At 59.9% G+C, this 12,602-nt stretch carries 13 protein-coding genes and 1 pseudogene; 12 read left to right on the plus strand and 2 right to left on the minus strand.

Going from position 1 to position 12,602, the window contains the following annotated elements:
• Nucleotides 1-83: 83 nt before the first annotated feature.
• A complete protein-coding gene (locus tag ACEPAJ_RS03775) occupies nucleotides 84-1,262 on the minus strand; it encodes an acyl-CoA dehydrogenase (RefSeq protein WP_425913636.1) in 1,179 nt (392 codons plus the stop codon).
• Nucleotides 1,263-1,459: 197 nt separating this feature from the next.
• On the opposite strand from ACEPAJ_RS03775, the gene ACEPAJ_RS03780 reads away from it, so the two are divergent.
• From ACEPAJ_RS03780 to ACEPAJ_RS03835, 12 genes and pseudogenes are all read left to right on the plus strand, one after another.
• Complete coding sequence (locus ACEPAJ_RS03780) at nucleotides 1,460-2,359, plus strand: LysR family transcriptional regulator (protein WP_425913637.1); 900 nt, start codon at nucleotides 1,460-1,462, stop codon at nucleotides 2,357-2,359.
• A 566-nt stretch (nucleotides 2,360-2,925) separates the two neighbouring features.
• A complete protein-coding gene (locus ACEPAJ_RS03785) occupies nucleotides 2,926-4,047 on the plus strand; it encodes a Re/Si-specific NAD(P)(+) transhydrogenase subunit alpha (RefSeq protein WP_425913639.1) in 1,122 nt (373 codons plus the stop codon).
• A gap of 14 nt (nucleotides 4,048-4,061) precedes the next feature.
• Nucleotides 4,062-4,379, plus strand: a complete 318-nt coding sequence (locus ACEPAJ_RS03790; RefSeq protein ID WP_090241161.1) for an NAD(P) transhydrogenase subunit alpha — start codon at nucleotides 4,062-4,064, stop codon at nucleotides 4,377-4,379.
• Nucleotides 4,379-5,815 (plus strand): NAD(P)(+) transhydrogenase (Re/Si-specific) subunit beta, encoded by a 1,437-nt coding sequence (locus ACEPAJ_RS03795; RefSeq protein WP_425913641.1) that lies wholly within the window; start codon nucleotides 4,379-4,381, stop codon nucleotides 5,813-5,815. The genes ACEPAJ_RS03790 and ACEPAJ_RS03795 overlap by 1 nt, the downstream gene beginning before the upstream one ends.
• Nucleotides 5,816-6,196: 381 nt before the next feature.
• The gene (locus ACEPAJ_RS03800; protein WP_274087415.1) at nucleotides 6,197-6,412 is read left to right on the plus strand and encodes a DUF1127 domain-containing protein; all 216 of its coding nucleotides are present in this window, start codon (nucleotides 6,197-6,199) and stop codon (nucleotides 6,410-6,412) included.
• 248 nt (nucleotides 6,413-6,660) lie between these two features.
• Nucleotides 6,661-6,867, plus strand: coding sequence for a DUF1127 domain-containing protein (locus tag ACEPAJ_RS03805; protein ID WP_322948197.1), 207 nt, complete (start codon nucleotides 6,661-6,663; stop codon nucleotides 6,865-6,867).
• Nucleotides 6,868-6,945: 78 nt separating this feature from the next.
• A complete protein-coding gene (locus tag ACEPAJ_RS03810) occupies nucleotides 6,946-7,263 on the plus strand; it encodes a DUF2388 domain-containing protein (RefSeq protein ID WP_425913643.1) in 318 nt (105 codons plus the stop codon).
• Nucleotides 7,264-7,369: 106 nt separating this feature from the next.
• A complete protein-coding gene (locus ACEPAJ_RS03815) occupies nucleotides 7,370-7,690 on the plus strand; it encodes a DUF2388 domain-containing protein (RefSeq protein WP_425913644.1) in 321 nt (106 codons plus the stop codon).
• A complete protein-coding gene (locus ACEPAJ_RS03820; RefSeq protein WP_425913646.1) occupies nucleotides 7,687-9,639 on the plus strand; it encodes a DUF4105 domain-containing protein in 1,953 nt (650 codons plus the stop codon). The genes ACEPAJ_RS03815 and ACEPAJ_RS03820 overlap by 4 nt, the downstream gene beginning before the upstream one ends.
• A 55-nt stretch (nucleotides 9,640-9,694) precedes the next feature.
• Nucleotides 9,695-10,633 (plus strand): AEC family transporter, encoded by a 939-nt coding sequence (locus ACEPAJ_RS03825; protein ID WP_425917924.1) that lies wholly within the window; start codon nucleotides 9,695-9,697, stop codon nucleotides 10,631-10,633.
• A gap of 30 nt (nucleotides 10,634-10,663) precedes the next feature.
• A pseudogene (locus ACEPAJ_RS03830) lies at nucleotides 10,664-10,841 on the plus strand (PA0069 family radical SAM protein); the annotation flags it as partial.
• 118 nt (nucleotides 10,842-10,959) lie between these two features.
• Complete coding sequence (locus ACEPAJ_RS03835; protein WP_425913647.1) at nucleotides 10,960-11,685, plus strand: carbonic anhydrase; 726 nt, start codon at nucleotides 10,960-10,962, stop codon at nucleotides 11,683-11,685.
• 24 nt (nucleotides 11,686-11,709) lie between these two features.
• Here ACEPAJ_RS03835 and ACEPAJ_RS03840 read toward each other — a convergent pair whose 3' ends face one another.
• A complete protein-coding gene (locus tag ACEPAJ_RS03840; RefSeq protein WP_425913648.1) occupies nucleotides 11,710-12,366 on the minus strand; it encodes a hypothetical protein in 657 nt (218 codons plus the stop codon).
• Between the last annotated feature and the right edge of the window lie 236 nt (nucleotides 12,367-12,602).

Raw genomic sequence — 12,602 nt, forward strand, 5'->3', positions numbered from 1 at the left:
CTTTATCCATCCACCATGCGGTAGAGAAGGTGGATGAAAAGAGCGTCATCCACCCTGCGGTCCGAGGGCGTTTGTGGGCAGGTTTAAAAGAACGCCTGCAGGCCGGTCTGCGCGCGGCCAAGGATCAGCGCGTGAACGTCGTGGGTGCCTTCGTAGGTGTTGACCACTTCCAGGTTAACCAGGTGACGGGCCACGCTGTATTCATCGCTGATGCCGTTACCGCCGAGCATGTCGCGGGCCATGCGGGCGATGTCCAGGGACTTGCCGCAGCTGTTGCGCTTCATGATCGAGGTGATTTCCACCGCTGCCGTGCCTTCGTCTTTCATCCGCCCCAGGCGCAGGCAACCTTGCAGGGCCAGGGTGATTTCGGTCTGCATGTCGGCGAGCTTTTTCTGGATCAGCTGCGTTTGCGCCAGCGGGCGGCCGAACTGCTTGCGGTCCAGGGTGTATTGGCGGGCGGTGTGCCAGCAGTCTTCGGCGGCACCGAGGGCGCCCCAGCTGATGCCATAGCGCGCCGAGTTGAGGCAGGTGAAAGGGCCTTTCAGGCCGCGCACGTCAGGGAAGGCGTTTTCTTCCGGGACGAATACGTTGTCCATGACGATTTCGCCGGTGATCGAGGCGCGCAGGCCGACCTTGCCGTGGATCGCCGGTGCGCTCAGGCCCTGCCAGCCTTTTTCCAGCACGAAGCCGCGGATCTCGCCGGCATCATCCTTGGCCCAAACCACAAACACATCGGCAATCGGGCTGTTGGTGATCCACATTTTGGCGCCGGTCAGGCGGTAGCCGCCATCGACCTTCTTGGCGCGGGTGATCATGCTGCCTGGGTCGGAACCGTGGTCCGGCTCGGTCAGGCCAAAGCAGCCGATGTATTCGCCGCTGGCCAGTTTCGGCAGGTATTTCTGTTTGGTCGCTTCGTTGCCGAATTCGAAGATTGGCACCATCACCAGGGACGATTGCACGCTCATCATCGAGCGGTAGCCGGAGTCGATGCGCTCCACTTCGCGGGCGATCAAGCCGTAGCACACGTAGTTCAGGCCGCTGCCGCCATACTGCTCGGGGATGGTTGCACCGAGCAGGCCGGTGTCGCCCATCTCGCGGAAGATTTTCGGATCGGTCTGCTCGTTACGGAAGGCCAGTTGCACGCGCGGCTTCAGCTTGTCGGCCGCGAACTGTTGGGCGCTGTCACGCACCATGCGTTCTTCTTCGGTCAGTTGCTGATCCAGCAGCAGCGGGTCGATCCAGTTGAAGCTTGCCTTGGCCATCGCGAAAACCTCGAAATCAGACTGTGGGGGGGCGGGTATCTGCGCAACCGAACCGCGCCCAGCGGTAAGTGGCCTTGATCCTAGGCGGCTTATACCGGGCAGGCAAACGAGTAATACGCACCCTGTTGTGCGTATTACTCACTTCGAGATAGGGTTATTCGGCTTTTTACAGTGAATAAAGTGAGGCTGATGCACATATGCGCCGCAAGATTCCCAGCACTGCCGCCCTGATTGCCTTTGAATCAGCCGCGCGCCATCAGAGTTTTACCCGAGCGGCCGATGAGCTGAGCCTGACCCAGGGCGCGGTCTGTCGGCAGATCGCTGGGCTGGAAGCCTTCCTTAATATCGAGCTGTTTCGCCGCTCACGGCGTGGTGTGAAGCTGACTGAGGCGGGCCAGTCCTATGCGCGGCGGGTGGCTGGGCAGCTGGACGCAGTGGAGCGTGACACCTTGGCTGTAATGGGTCAGCAAGGGGCGATGAGTATCGAACTGGCCGTGGTGCCGACCTTCGGTACGCAGTGGCTGCTGCCACGGCTGAAAGACTTTCAGCACCTGCACCCGGAAATTACCGTCAACCTGACCAACCGCACGCGGCCCTTTCTGTTTGCCGATACCGAGTTCGACGCGGCCGTGTATTTCGGCGATGGCGATTGGTCTGGTACCCAGGCGCACCTGCTGATGGGAGAGAACCCGATGCCGGTGTGCAGCCCGGCGCTGCTGGGTGAGCAGACGCACCTCAGCGGTGAACAAATGGCCAGCCTGCCGCTGTTGCAACAGACCACCCGGCCTTACGCCTGGCGTCAGTGGTTCAACGCCCAGGGTATCAGTACCGCGCGGGACATGGCCGGGCCGCGCTATGAGCTGTTCTCGATGCTGGCTCAGGCGGCCATGCATGAGATGGGCGTGGCGTTGATTCCGCCGTTTCTGATCCGCCGCGAGTTGGATGAAGGACGGCTGGTGATTGCGTCTGATAAGCCGCTCGCGGACAGCGGCCGGGCTTATTACTTGATTGTGCCGGAACGCAAAGTGCAGTCGGCGGCGCTCGCGGCGTTTCGTGATTGGTTGGTCGGCGAGGCGGCGCGTTACCGCAGCGCCTAGGTGTTTCAGGGGCAAGAACGCGGGTTCGCATCCGCATCGTTTGCACAGTAAAAGCGACTGGGTAAACGCCCGCCTGCTTGAGCATTTGTCAGCGAATTAGTGGTCGATCTGTGCATAAACACATGCGCGGATACGGCCTTATGCCGCCTTAAGTGTTAGGTAGTGGATTGTTTTACAAACTACATGAGAATCAGGCGCTAAAAACCGCTAAGGCCCATGCCTGCTGGTGTGAAGGCTATTTTTTACGCTGTGTTCGCTACTTTCTACATATCAGAAGATTCGATCGGCTGTCATCCACCATACGCATGGGTTTTTCCTCTGTAAGCAGCGTGATTGAAGGGCTAAGCCAGAAACGGCGCGGCCTGTGGTCGGTATGAAAAGTAGTCATAGACCTATAACTTGTAGTAATGCGATTTTCTTACTCCATAACTTCTTGAAGGGACTGCCGTTCGCCGGCAGAATGCGGGCCCCGCCACTTTTCGACGGGTTTGTGCTGATCCTCCCTAATGCCCGCGTGCCATCCGCAGTGCGCCGGTTCACCAAAAAGATCACGCAGGAGAATTGAAGTGCACATCGGTGTTCCTCTCGAAACCCATGCTGGTGAGACGCGCGTTGCCGCAACTCCCGAAACCATCAAGAAGCTGATCGGCCAAGGCCATCAGGTGACTGTACAGAGCGGTGCTGGCGTTAGCGCGAGCATTCCGGACAGCGCCTATGAAGCCGTTGGTGCGGCCATTGGTAACGATGCTGCTGCCTTTGGTGCCGATCTGGTGCTGAAAGTGGTCGCCCCGACCGATGCTGAACTGGCGCATATGAAAGCCGGCGCGGTGCTGGTGGGCATGCTCAACCCGTTCAGCAACGAGACCATCGCGCGCATCAATGCTCGCGGCGTCACCGCCTTCGCCCTGGAGGCCGCCCCGCGTACCTCCCGCGCGCAGAGCCTGGACGTGCTGTCGTCGCAAGCCAACATCGCCGGCTACAAGGCCGTGCTGCTGGCGGCGCATCACTACCCGCGCTTTATGCCGATGCTGATGACCGCTGCCGGTACCGTTAAGGCCGCGCGCATTCTGATTCTTGGTGCCGGTGTTGCTGGTTTGCAGGCCATCGCCACGGCCAAGCGCCTGGGTGCGGTGATCGAGGCTTCGGACGTGCGTCCGGCGGTTAAAGAGCAGATCGAATCGCTCGGCGCCAAGTTCGTCGACGTACCGTTCGAGACCGATGAAGAGCGCGAATGCGCCCAAGGCGTAGGCGGCTACGCGCGGCCGATGCCGGCGTCGTGGATGGAGCGTCAGGCCAAGGCGGTGCACGAGAAGGCCAAGCAGGCTGACATCGTTATCACCACTGCGCTGATCCCGGGCCGCAAGGCACCGACCCTGCTGCATACCGCCACCGTGGCGGAGATGAAGCCAGGCTCGGTGATCATCGACCTCGCCGCAGCGCAAGGCGGCAACTGCCCGCTGACCGTCGCCGAGCAGGTGGTGGTCGAGCACGGCGTGACCATCGTCGGCCACAGCAACCTGGCGGCTCTGGTGCCGGCCGATGCTTCGGCGCTGTATGCACGCAACCTGCTGGACTTCCTCAAGCTGGTTATCGACGGCGAAGGCAAGTTCCACCTCAACCTTGAAGACGACATCGTCGCCGCGTGCCTGATGTGCCGCGACGGCAACGTCGTGCGCACCAACGGCTAAGGGGAGTACCGCACATGGATATGATTTCCGACGGCATCTACAACCTGATCATCTTCGCCCTGGCCATCTACGTGGGTTACCACGTGGTGTGGAACGTGACTCCGGCCTTGCACACCCCACTGATGGCGGTGACCAACGCAATTTCCGCGATCGTGATCGTCGGCGCCATGCTGGCTGCCGCGCTGACCGTGACCCCGCTGGGTAAAACCATGGGCACCCTGGCGGTGGCCCTGGCTGCGGTCAACGTGTTCGGTGGCTTTTTGGTGACCCGGCGCATGCTGGAAATGTTCAAGAAGAAAGCGCCTAAAGCCGCTGCAGGGGAGAAGCACTGATGAGTATGAATCTGATCACCGTGCTCTACCTCGTTGCCTCGATCTGCTTTATCCAGGCACTCAAAGGTCTGTCGCATCCGACGACCTCGCGTCGCGGCAACCTGTTTGGCATGCTCGGCATGGGTTTGGCGGTGCTGACCACCGTTGGCCTGATCTACAAGCTTGGTGCTGAATTGGCTACCCAAGGCATCGGCTACGTGATTGTCGGCCTGCTGGTCGGCGGCACGGTCGGTACGGTCATGGCCAAGCGTGTGGAAATGACCAAGATGCCTGAGCTGGTTGCCTTTATGCACAGCATGATCGGCCTGGCTGCGGTGTTTATCGCCATTGCCGCCGTGGTTGAGCCGCAGTCGCTGGGTATCGTTGCTGCCTTGGGCGATGCGATTCCGGCTGGTAACCGTCTGGAGTTGTTCCTCGGTGCTGCCATCGGTGCCATCACCTTCTCCGGTTCGGTGATTGCCTTCGGCAAACTCTCGGGCAAGTACAAGTTCCGCTTGTTCCAGGGCGCACCGGTACAGTTCAAGGGCCAACACTGGGTCAACCTGGCCATCGGCCTGGCGATCCTTGGCCTCGGTCTGATGTACACCTTCACCGGTAACCTGACCGCCTTCGCCATTCTGCTGGCCTTGGCCTTCGTGATTGGCGTGCTGATCATCATCCCGATTGGCGGTGCTGATATGCCGGTGGTGGTGTCGATGCTCAACAGCTACTCGGGCTGGGCGGCGGCCGGTATCGGCTTCTCGCTGAACAACTCGATGTTGATCATTGCTGGTTCCTTGGTGGGTTCGAGCGGTGCGATCCTCTCGTACATCATGTGCAAGGCGATGAACCGTTCGTTCTTCAACGTGATCCTCGGTGGTTTCGGCGGTGCTCCGGCAGAAGCTGGCCCAGCAGGTGCCAAAGAAGCACGCCCGGTTAAATCCGGTTCGAGCGACGACGCGGCCTTCCTGCTGACCAACGCTGATACCGTGATTATCGTGCCGGGCTACGGCCTGGCAGTAGCCCGTGCCCAGCATGCGCTGATGGAACTGGCGGAGAAGCTGACCCATCGCGGTGTGACCGTGAAGTACGCGATCCACCCGGTTGCCGGGCGGATGCCAGGCCATATGAACGTCCTGCTGGCCGAGGCTGAAGTGCCTTACGAGCAGGTGTTCGAGATGGACGACATCAACTCCGAGTTCGGTCAAGCTGACGTGGTGCTGGTGCTGGGCGCCAACGACGTGGTCAACCCGGCCGCGAAGAACGACCCGACGTCGCCGATCGCCGGCATGCCGATCCTCGAGGCTTACAAAGCCAAGACCGTGATCGTCAACAAGCGCTCGATGGCCAGCGGTTACGCCGGCCTGGACAACGAACTGTTCTATTTGGACAAGACCATGATGGTCTTTGGTGATGCCAAGAAGGTCATCGAAGACATGGTCAAAGCGGTCGACTAAATCTAACCGCTGCGTTGTATAAAAAAGCCCGGCTATCAGCCGGGCTTTTTTCTGACCAGGCAACCAGGAAAGTGTTTTTTCCAGGTGAAAATCTGAAAAACAGGTCAACTGTAATAGAAGTGAAATCTGTAACTGTACCTGTGCTAAATCACTGCTTATTAAGCATTTATGCAGGTGTTTTATCTGCTATTAATTGTTTTTTAGGCTAAAGAACTTATGGCCAGTACAGTTGATGCTAAAAAAGGCTGAACAGTTACAAAGCAAGCTATCTATTAGTGCTGCAATTCAATTCAGCTGTGGCTACTGCGTGCAGGAGGTGGCGGCAATAATGCTTACATCGCAACACACCACTGACCCGCCACAAGCGGAAGGATGACCACCATGGAACGTACCCTCAGTTCCGACCTGTTTTTTGATCACAGCCAAGCCACCGGCTCCAGCGCTCTGCCGCTGCGCATATTGTCTTCTGTTTTGCTTTGGCAGCGCCGTGCTGTCAGTCGCCGTCAACTTGCTCGTTTGGATGCCCGTCTGCTTGCAGATGCCGGAATCAGCGAAGCACAGCGTCAGGCCGAATTGAGTAAGCCTTTCTGGCGTTAACCGCCGCCAAACACCGATTTCTGCTCCTCCCTTTTATGGGATTTTTGAAGCTCCAGCACCCTGCGTGCTGGGGCTTTCTTTTTATCTGCAGGACTATTTATCCGTAACAGTCTGCTGTGCGTGAAGCGGTACAGTATGGATGAAACTGTAACTGCACCATAACAATTTCCAGCTGCTGTCTCTGCCCGCTCCGCGCCTTAGCGCGCATCCTAGGTTGCCATCTCTGTTGGTTGACAAGGAATTGCGCCATGGAACGCACGCTCAAACGCCGGCCCTCACAATCTGCTCAGGACCATCGCCCGCTATGGCTGAAGCTCTATGCCACGCTGTGTGGCTGGCAACGCAATCGGCATACGCGTAAGCATTTGGCACACCTGGATAGTCGTCAGCTGGCGGATGCTGGGATCAGTGAGGCGCAGCGTCAGGTTGAGTTGGAAAAGCCGTTTTGGCGCTGATCTGCCTGGCAACCAACTGGCATGCGCTCGGTCTACAATGAATTAGCCCGACTGTTGGGCCTTTTCAGGAGCGTGGATATGAATGCGATAAAGACCTTTAGCCTGGCGGCACTCTTGGCGCTGGCCGGTACGGCTAGCGCCACCAGTTTTGTGGTGACCACAGATGCAGTGGTGGGCGCGATTGGCGCCACCTCGGACGCCACCTCCGATGTTTCCTCTTCCTTCAGTGATGACAAGATTGTGCTTGCCGCGCGTGATGACGCTGCCGCTTTTGTAGCGAGTCAGGGCAATATCCGCGGCGTGCGTCTGGAGGCCGCGTTGCAGCATATCCGCCAGCAGGTGCCGACGTTGGTAAGCGACGATATGCAGCTGGCGAGCGCTATCCTCAGCCTCTGAGTGTGGGGGATGCCAGCGCTTAGCCAGAAGCGCTGGCGGAACTGTGTGGCAGAATACTCGTCCAAACCAACCCCGTCGGGTTGATGGTTGATTATTGGAGATGCGTATGCGCCCTGCCTTACTCGGTGCTGTAGTTGCGATTGTTCTGTTGAGTGCCACTGCCCAGGCGCAAACCTTGGTGGCGACCAGCAACATCATCGTGCGTGCACTGGATCGCACCCTGGATTTCACTTCAGATACCACCACCTCAATTCGCGATTCGAAAATCGTGTTGGCAGCGCGTGACGATGCGGCCAGCTTTGTGGCCAGCCAAGGGCAGATCCGTGGCGCGCAGCTGGAAGCGGCCATCGGTGTCATTCGCAGCCAAGTGCCTGAAGCACAGGGTGCTTCCGATCTGGTATTGGCCGAAGCCATTCTGGCGCTGTGAATTGGCCGCGTACCTGGCTGCTGCTACTGGTCGCACTTGTTAGCACCAACAGCCAGGCCGAGTTGCGTCTGCACCTGAACGACGCGGGACTCAGTGCCCGTGAACGTCAGGCCAGCCAGCAGCTGTTGCAAGAAGCGCTGGAGGCGTTACCGCCGCGCTTCAAGCAACAACTCGACCGCCGTGTCAGTGTGCGCTGGGGCGACATGCCTGCGCAGGTCTATGGCCGTGCCGGGCGTTTCAGTGGCATTGAACTCAATGCCGCGCTGCTGCCAGCCTTGAGTGACGGCACGGGCGCCACCCACGAAACCCATCGCCCACATGGCAGCATGCGCCGCGAACTGCTGGCGACTGTGCTGCACGAACTCACCCATTTGTATGACCGCGCCCAGCGTTGGCCACAGGCTGACAGGCAGCTGCAACGCCAGTGTCGCCAGCGTGAGCAGAGCCTGGGGGCTGTCGGGTTGCCTGATTATTGCCGGGGCCAGACTGCGCGGCTTTTTACCCTGAGTGATGATCCGCTGTTGCTCGACCTGGCTGGCTGGCCGCAACAGGTTGGCCGACGTGGTGAGCGCGGCCACGAGAACCACCAAGTTGCGCGCAGCCCAGACCGCTATGAATTAACGAACCCGCGCGAGTACCTCGCGGTGAACATGGAGTACTTCCTCCTCGACCCCAGCTACGCCTGCCGCCGACCTTCGGTGGCGCGCTACTTGAGTGCGCATTTCGGCTGGTCGCCTGCTGGCCAAGAAACGTGCGCGGACGGCTTGGCTTATCTGAATGCCGGGCGCGACTTTGCCCGCCAGCCGCTTGGCAGTATCGACCCGCAGCGGGTCTATCAGGTGGATTATCTGCTCGCCGAAGCCAACGATGCCCTGGCCAGTCGTTGGGGGCACAGCATGCTGCGCCTAGTAATCTGCGCGCCTGGCCGGCCGCTGGGGCCGGATTGTCGGTTGGACCTGCAGGAGCACCTAGTGCTGTCCTACCGCGCTTTTGTCGGCGATGTGCAGCTGTCCAGCTGGGATGGCCTGACCGGCGCGTACCCATCGCGGTTGTTCGTGTTGCCGTTGGAGCAGGTTATTGAGGAATACACCAAGGTTGAGCTGCGTAGCCTGGCGTCGGTGCCGCTTAAACTCGAACGTCCGCAGCTTGAGCAACTGGTGATTCGCGCGGCTGAGCAGCACTGGAGTTATGACGGCGACTACTGGTTTCTTTCCAACAACTGTGCCGTGGAAACCCTCAAGCTGTTACGCAGCGGCAGCCAGCACCCGCGCTTGCATGCACTCGACAGCATCATGCCCAACGGTCTGTTGGATACCTTGGTCGCCCGTGAGTTGGCCGACCGCAGCGTGCTCGCCGACGATGCTGAGGCGTTGCGCCTGGGGTATCGCTTTGACTCCTTCCGTGACCGCTATCAAGCCATGTTCAGCGTGCTGCAGGCGCAGTTGCCAATTACCCAGGCGCACGTCGAGGACTGGTTGAGCTTGCCGGCCGTGAAGCGCCAGCCCTGGTTTGCTCAGGCCAATCTGCGCGCCAGCGCGGCGCTGCTGCTGCTTGAGCAGGCGGCGCTGCGCCGACAGTTGTTGCTGGCCCAGGATGAGCTTAAGCGCCGCTACCTGAGCGGGCGCGAGGGCGCTGATCCTGAGCTCAATACAGCGGGTGGTGCGCTGCAGCAGATCCTCGCCAACAGTGGGTTTCTCAGTCGTCCGGCGGAGTTGCTCGAAGGGGGCTATGGCTTGCCGCAACGCGCTGAATGGCAACGCTTGGAAGCCGAGAGCCAGGCACGCCAGCAACAACTGCGTCAGCTCAGCGACAACCTCGATCAGGAAGTGCGTACCTTGCTGGAACCTGCTCGCCTGGCTGAGCTACAAGCCGCTGAAGCCAATCTGGCACAACTCGGTCAACACCTGCGCGCGTTGCACAAAGCTGGCGGCGGCTTGCAGTTGCCCTAGCTAGAACAGCGCAAGATCAACGCCGACCTTGCGTCACTCCATGCGGCTGCTCAAGATGGCGGCTTGCTTGTGGCTGGAGGTTGCCGTGCTGGAATTGTTGCTGGCCTTGTGGCCGCTGTTTGCGCTGATCGTGGCCGGTTACTACCTGCGTCGCTGGGCGTTTCCCAGTGAGGCGTTCTGGCCCGGTGCCGAGCGTCTGAATTACTTCATGCTGTTTCCTGCGCTGCTATTCAGCAGCCTGGCCAAGGCGCCGTTGAATAACCCTGCGTTGCCGCGCTTGGCGTTGGCGGTAATGCTGGCGTTGGGTATTGCCTGGCTGGCGCTGCTAGTGGTGCGCCGCCTGCGCGGCTGGCCGGCGGGGCGCTTCGGCGCGTTCTCCCAGGGCATTCTGCGCTTTAACACTTACCTCGGCCTGGCCGCTGTCGGTAGCCTGTTTGGCCAGCCTGGGCTGACCCTGGCGGCGTTGATGCTGGCCTTGATGGTACCGACGGTGAATGTACTGTCGGTCTGGTCGCTGACCGCCGAGCGCGGCGTTAGTGCGCGCAGCCTGTTGCTGCCGATCCTGAAGAACCCGCTGATCCTGGCCTGCCTGGGTGGGGCCTTGGTCAACCTCAGTGGCCTTGGGTTACCCGGTGGCAGTGATCGCCTGCTCAGCTTGTTGGCGGCTGCCAGTTTGCCGTTGGGCTTGCTGTGTGTGGGCGCGGCGTTGAAACCCGAGCAATTAAGTGGCGAGATTCCGGCGTTGCTCGGCAACAGCCTGCTGCGCTTGTTAGCCATGCCGATGCTGGCTTGGGCGGTGGCCTATGGTCTGCAATTACCGGCGATGGAAAGCACCGTATTGGTGCTGTTCTTTGCCTTGCCAACCGCGCCAACGGCGTATGTGTTGACCAGGCAGCTGGGCGGAGACAGCCACTTAATGGCGGGGATTATTACCCTGCAAACCCTGCTGGCGGCGGCCAGTCTGCCGCTGTTGTTGCTACTGGTCGTGGGCTGATGCAGGTGCATGGCGCTGGCGACTGGGTTTGGTGGTGCGCTGTATGACAGTCGCTTCGGTCAGCGTTTTCGTGGTGAGGGCGCTTTTGCTGAATTGCTCGCACAGCGCTTTGCCTTGCCAGCAAACGCCTTGGACTGAATCGACGCGAGGCGTTCACCCCGACTGCATGCGCTTCTGCCCACCCGGTGGCCAGATGGCGCTGCTTTAACCGGAGCGCAAGGTGGGTGGTTGCCGTTAGGGCCTGCGGCAGTAACACTTGGCATGTGACTTGCCAGCCTGCTTGGCTGTCGCTTTAGCAGGTTTTTTCAGGTTCAGAGGTCGCACACATGCCATACAAGCATCAGTTGATTCCGTTGCAGGGGCGCACGGGCAGTGAAACTGCCGAGGAAGCCCTGCAGAGCATCGTCGATGGCTTCAAACGTTTTCGCCGCGAGATCTTTCCGCAGCAGGAAGAGTTGTTCAAAAAGCTGGCCACCGCGCAGAGCCCGCGTGCGATGTTCATCACCTGCGCCGACTCACGGGTGGTGCCTGAACTGATCACCCAAAGCTCGCCGGGCGATCTGTTCGTTAACCGCAACGTCGGCAATGTGGTGCCGCCTTATGGGCAGATGATGGGTGGCGTTTCCACTGCGATCGAGTACGCGGTGATGGCCTTGGGCGTACAGCACATCATCATTTGCGGGCATTCCGATTGCGGAGCGATGAAAGCGGTACTCAATCCTGCTGAGCTGGAGCGCATGCCCACGGTAAAAGCCTGGTTGCGCCATGCTGAAGTGGCCAAGACGGTGGTGGCAGACAACTGTGGCTGCGCCGATCACAATACCCTTGGCATCCTCACCGAGGAAAACGTGGTGGCGCAGCTTGACCACCTGCGCACCCACCCTTCGGTGGCGTCTCGTATGGCTTGCGGGCAGGTGTTCATCCACGGTTGGGTGTATGACATCGAAACCAGTGAGATCAAGGCGTATGACGCGGAAAAGGGCGAGTTTCGCCTGATCGATGATGGGCCACTGCCGATGGCTACGCCGCGCCCGCGCTACCTGCCGAGCTAGTCGGCAGCCGCGCGGACGTTAGGGCTAGCCCGCCGCGCGGGTTTCATCCAATTGCAGTTCTACCCCCAGCCGGCGTGACAGGCACGGCCAGCGCAGCCACGCCGCTTCGGTCTGCGGGCTGTGCAGGCGCTCGCGATAGGCTTGCACCGAGCCCTGGGCAAAGCTGGCGTCGTCGAGCATGCCCTCGACGGCATGATGCACGGCCTCATCCAGTTGATTGGCAAAGGGCTCGCCGATCAGTTGGTGAGCAATCAGATTAGCCACCGTGGTATCCAGCGGAATCAACGGTGCGCCCAGGTGAGTGATATAGCGATCATTCACTTCTTCGACCAAACGGTGGGCCAGATAGGCCTCATCGAGTAAGCCTTCCAACCCCTCATGGCCGGCCATCAGCGCGGGCGGCTGGAGAAAGAATTGCTCGGCAATCTTCAGCACCGGCTTGATATGCGCCTCGATCCCGGCTTCCTGAGCGACTTGCTGGGCGGCTAGCAACAGTTCCGGCACCTGTTCGATATAGGCGCTGACAAACTGCTGCAGCACGCCGGAGGTGTTTTCGCTGGGCAGGCGGATGGAGGGGTGTAGCTGCCCCGCGTGTGCCTGCATCTGCTTGCTCAGATGACCCGTACTGGCTTCGTGTTGGTGTGCACGCTGGATCAGCGCGTGCAAAGCGGTGATGTTCATGACTGCTCCTGAAGTGAGGACATGGACGAGGACCTTAGTTGGCTGAGCGTAGCTGCTAAGACTCGATTGTCATAATTATTAAACATTTATGCGGACTGGCTATAAGTAGTCGTCGCCACCCCGGCCTATCCCACGCCAGCCGTGGTCTTTAGCGCGTGCCTTGCAGTGCGTTGCTCTTTTCGGCTTTCGCGTTGCCAGGTGTAAGTCCCTGTCTATACTCGAACTCGAAAGGCAGT

This window comes from Pseudomonas sp. GWSMS-1, from assembly GCF_049847425.1.
Lineage (GTDB): Bacteria > Pseudomonadota > Gammaproteobacteria > Pseudomonadales > Pseudomonadaceae > Aquipseudomonas.

What these genes read in the sequence shown, in the direction of transcription:
- ACEPAJ_RS03825 (WP_425917924.1), top strand. Translation starts at nt 9,695, where the DNA reads ATGGCGGCTTGCTTGTGGCTGGAGGTTGCCGTGCTGGAATTGTTGCTG.
- ACEPAJ_RS03795 (WP_425913641.1), top strand. Translation starts at nt 4,379, where the DNA reads ATGAGTATGAATCTGATCACCGTGCTCTACCTCGTTGCCTCGATCTGC.
- ACEPAJ_RS03780 (WP_425913637.1), top strand. Translation starts at nt 1,460, where the DNA reads ATGCGCCGCAAGATTCCCAGCACTGCCGCCCTGATTGCCTTTGAATCA.
- ACEPAJ_RS03815 (WP_425913644.1), top strand. Translation starts at nt 7,370, where the DNA reads ATGCGCCCTGCCTTACTCGGTGCTGTAGTTGCGATTGTTCTGTTGAGT.
- ACEPAJ_RS03805 (WP_322948197.1), top strand. Translation starts at nt 6,661, where the DNA reads ATGGAACGCACGCTCAAACGCCGGCCCTCACAATCTGCTCAGGACCAT.
- ACEPAJ_RS03800 (WP_274087415.1), top strand. Translation starts at nt 6,197, where the DNA reads ATGGAACGTACCCTCAGTTCCGACCTGTTTTTTGATCACAGCCAAGCC.
- ACEPAJ_RS03840 (WP_425913648.1), bottom strand. Translation starts at nt 12,366, where the DNA reads ATGAACATCACCGCTTTGCACGCGCTGATCCAGCGTGCACACCAACAC.
- ACEPAJ_RS03835 (WP_425913647.1), top strand. Translation starts at nt 10,960, where the DNA reads ATGCCATACAAGCATCAGTTGATTCCGTTGCAGGGGCGCACGGGCAGT.
- ACEPAJ_RS03775 (WP_425913636.1), bottom strand. Translation starts at nt 1,262, where the DNA reads ATGGCCAAGGCAAGCTTCAACTGGATCGACCCGCTGCTGCTGGATCAG.
- ACEPAJ_RS03810 (WP_425913643.1), top strand. Translation starts at nt 6,946, where the DNA reads ATGAATGCGATAAAGACCTTTAGCCTGGCGGCACTCTTGGCGCTGGCC.
- ACEPAJ_RS03790 (WP_090241161.1), top strand. Translation starts at nt 4,062, where the DNA reads ATGGATATGATTTCCGACGGCATCTACAACCTGATCATCTTCGCCCTG.